At 71.6% G+C, this 3,533-nt stretch carries 4 protein-coding genes; 3 read left to right on the forward strand and 1 reads right to left on the reverse strand.

Going from position 1 to position 3,533, the window contains the following annotated elements:
- A partial coding sequence (locus tag AOK24_RS33095; RefSeq protein WP_055723707.1) for a bifunctional methylenetetrahydrofolate dehydrogenase/methenyltetrahydrofolate cyclohydrolase occupies positions 1 to 749 on the reverse strand: 749 nt, incomplete at its 3' end.
- A gap of 227 nt (positions 750 to 976) precedes the next feature.
- On the opposite strand from AOK24_RS33095, the gene AOK24_RS33100 reads away from it, so the two are divergent.
- From AOK24_RS33100 to AOK24_RS51455, 3 genes are all read left to right on the forward strand, one after another.
- Entirely contained in the window at positions 977 to 1,705 is a 729-nt protein-coding gene (locus tag AOK24_RS33100; RefSeq protein WP_055723708.1) for an RDD family protein, read from the forward strand.
- A 195-nt stretch (positions 1,706 to 1,900) separates the two neighbouring features.
- Positions 1,901 to 2,632: a hypothetical protein gene (locus AOK24_RS33105; protein WP_055723709.1), complete on the forward strand. Its 732-nt coding sequence runs from the start codon at positions 1,901 to 1,903 to the stop codon at positions 2,630 to 2,632.
- The coding region (locus AOK24_RS51455) for a protein kinase domain-containing protein (protein ID WP_240554241.1) at positions 2,629 to 3,533 on the forward strand (905 nt) is incomplete at its 3' end. The genes AOK24_RS33105 and AOK24_RS51455, both read left to right, overlap by 4 nt.

Genomic DNA, 3,533 nt, shown 5'->3' on the forward strand with positions numbered 1-3,533 from the left:
CGGACGTCGGGATGGACGTCCCCGACGATCTTGCCGTCGGCCCCCCGCGACACCCCCACGTCCAGCACGGCCGCCCCCGGCTTCACGTCCTGCGCGCGGACCAGGTGCGCGGAGCCCGCCGCCGCGATGACGATGTCCGCCCGGCGCAGGTGCGCGGCGAGATCCCGCGTACCCGTGTGGCACTGCGTCACCGTCGCGTTCTCGCTGCGCCGGGTCAGCAGCAGCGGCATCGGGCGGCCGATGGTGACGCCGCGTCCGACGACGACCACCTCCGCGCCGTCGATCGCGACACCGTGGCGGCGCAGGAGGGTGAGGATGCCGTTCGGCGTGCAGGGCAGGGGCGCCGGTTCGCCGAGGACGAGGCGGCCGAGGTTGGTGGGGTGCAGGCCGTCCGCGTCCTTGACGGGGTCCATGAGGCCGAGGATGCGGTTCTCGTCGATGCCGGCGGGGAGCGGGAGCTGCACGATGTAGCCGGTGCAGGCCGGGTCCTCGTTCAGCTCGTGGACGACCTTCTCGATCTCGTCCTGCGTGGCCGTCGCGGGGAGTTCGCGCTGGAGGGAGGCGATGCCGACCTCCGCGCAGTCCCGGTGCTTGCCGGCGACGTACTTGCGGCTGCCGGGGTCGTCGCCGACGAGGACGGTGCCGAGGCCGGGCGTGACGCCCCTGTCTCTCAGCGCCGCCACGCGCGTGGTCAGCTCCGACTTGATCTCGGCCGCGGTGGCCCGGCCATCGAGAATCTGGGCGGTCATGCGGCCATCCTCGCGGATGACCGGTCCCCGCTTCCAATCCGGTCACTCCTGTCACCGATGTTGCACTTGCACAACACCCGGCGAATCCGGCTGGACAAGAACTCGCCCGACAATCAACGATGAAAACCGCACATCAGCGGTCAGGTCGGGGGAAGAACCGCTCACGAATCGACATTCCTCCGTCCTGCCCGCGCCGTCCCCGCGCAGTCCAACGGAGGAATCCAGCCATGAGTTTCGGCGCGCCGCCGCCCGGCAACCCCTACGGCCAGCAGCCCCAGCAGCCGCAGCCCGGCGGCTACGGCCAGCCGCAGCAGCCCGGGTACGGCCAGCCCCCGCAGGGCTACGGCTACCCCCAGGACCAGCAGCAGTACGGGCAACCGCAGTACGGGCAGCAGCCGCCGCAGGGCTACCCGAGCTACCCGCAGGGCCCCGGCGGTCACCCCGGCTACAACACGGGCGGCCCGCAGGTCGCGTCGATGGGACGGCGCCTCGGTGCGCGCCTCATCGACGGCGCCGTCATCTTCGTCGTCTACCTGGCGTTCCTGATCGCCGGTGTCGCGGGCAGCATCAGCTCCGTCAACAAGTGCGACGCGAACGCCTCCTCGGCGGTGTACGAGGCGTGCGTGAACGACGCCGCCAGCGATATCGGGGGCAAGATCACCGCGATAGTCCTCCTGCTGACCGTCGTCAGCTTCGTGTACGAGTGGCTGATGGTCGGCCTCAAGGGCGCCACCCTCGGCAAGCTCGCCGTGGGGCTGCGGGTCGTGAACGTCGAGACCGGCCAGAAGCCCGGCATGGGGTCCTCGTTCATCCGCTGGGTCATCCCGCTGGTCGGCAGCTTCGCCTGCGGCATCGGGCAGCTCCTCGTCTACCTGTCCCCGTTCTGGGACAAGTCGGGCCGCCAGCAGGGCTGGCACGACAAGGCGTCCAAGACGATGGTCATCCACAACCGCTGACGCGACCGCCGGGTACGGCCCCTCAGGCGTGCACAACCGGACCCGTTCCGGGCGTGCACGCCTGAGTGCTGTGCACGCCCGCGGATCCGCCGGTATCGGGCAAAGCGTGGCGGACACCTTGAACCTCCCTTTACTCTCACCCCATCGGACCGGGGGCCGTGCCCCCTGGCTTGCCCGGAGAAGGGGGACGACTCCATGCACAGCCTCATCGTCGTACCACCGTCGTGTGCGAGCGCGAACGGCCAGCTCAGACTCGGTGCCGGGGACCGGCTGCCGTTCGGGAGGGCGGACGGCGGGCTCGTCATCGCGCACGAGGGGGTGCCCCGGGTCGCCGGGGAGATCGTTCCCGACCGGACGTTCTGGCTGCTCAGCAACCACAGCGAGGACCAGACGTACGTCGTCGAGAACCCCGAGGGCGCCGGTGAGCACGTCAAGGTCGCGCCGGGCAGGCTGGAGGCCCCGGTTCCCTTCGAGTTCTCCCGCGTGGTGCTGCCCGCCGCTGGAGACCTCCTCGCCTTCGACGTCTGGGCCCCGCGCCACGTCTTCCACAGCGTGTCCCGGCGGGGGCTCGGCGGGGCGGTGACGACCCCGGCGTTCTCCCTGGACCGTACGAAGCGCTACTTCGCCGTCCTCACCGCCCTGTGCGAACCCCGCCTGCGCGGCGACTTCTACGCCCCCCTGCCCGCCGTGGAGGACCTGGTGGACCGCCTCCGCGACACCTGGCCCGGCGTCACCCGCTCCGCCGTCTACTGGAACATCGACTACCTCGCGGTGAAGCTCCGGCTGCGCGAGGACACCGCCGAACCCGGCGGCCGACGCCTCAACGGCAAGAAGGAAACCCTCGTCTCCCTCTCCCTCCGCTTCGACCTCGTCCAGGAGGACGACCTCGTCCTCCTCTCCGCCCCCGCCCTCCGGGAGGCCCGGTGAGCGTCACCATCCCGAAGGGGTACCGGATCGGAGCCTGGGAGGTACGCGAGGAACTGGCCTCGGGCGCGTTCGCGACGGTGTACGCGGGGCGGCGGGTGCCGGATACGGCGGGTTCGGCGGTGCCGGGCGGGCGTTTCGAGGGCGGGGACCGTGCGGGAAGCTCGGGAGGCATTGGCGACGCTGGTAACGCGCGCGGCGCGGGAGGCGCGGGCAGCGCGGGAGCCGTTGGCGACGCGGGCAGCGCGGGAGGTGCGGGCAGCGCGGGAGGTGCGGGAGGTGTTCGAAACGCGGGCGGCGTCGGTGGCGCTGACGGCGTTCGTGAGGCGAGCGGCGCGGGACGCGTTGGTGGCGTCGATGGCGCAAGCGCCCGTGACCTCCCCCGCGACGTCGCCCTGAAGTTCCTCCCCACCGGCACCCGTACCCCCCGCCAACTCCGCCACCTGCGCGAACTCGCCGACCGCGAGGTCGAGTTGCTGTCTCGGCTGCGGACGCCCCGGCTGATCCGGCTGTACGACGTCGTCACGGTGGAGGACCCCGACCTGCCTGAACTGGACGGCGCCACCGTCCTCGTGCTCGAACGCGCCGAGGGCTCCCTCGACACGCTCCCCCTGCGGGACACCCGGACCCTGGCCCAGATCTGCGAGGGCCTGCACCAGCTGCACCACGCGGGCTGGGTCCACGGCGACCTGAAACCGGCCAACGTCCTGCTGATGAAGGACGGTTCGGTACGCCTCGCGGACTTCAGCACGGCGGCGGAACTGGAGGGCACCCACGCCTACGCGCCCCTCTTCACCACCCCCGACTACACCCCGCCCGAGCTGCTCTGGCCCGAGGTCAGCGAACGCGGCACCCGCATCCGCCCCACCGCCGACATCTGGGCCTTCGGCATCCTCGCCCACGT

The sequence above is a fragment of the Streptomyces niveiscabiei genome, from assembly GCF_001419795.1.
In the GTDB taxonomy this organism is placed as follows: Bacteria; Actinomycetota; Actinomycetes; order Streptomycetales; family Streptomycetaceae; genus Streptomyces; species Streptomyces niveiscabiei.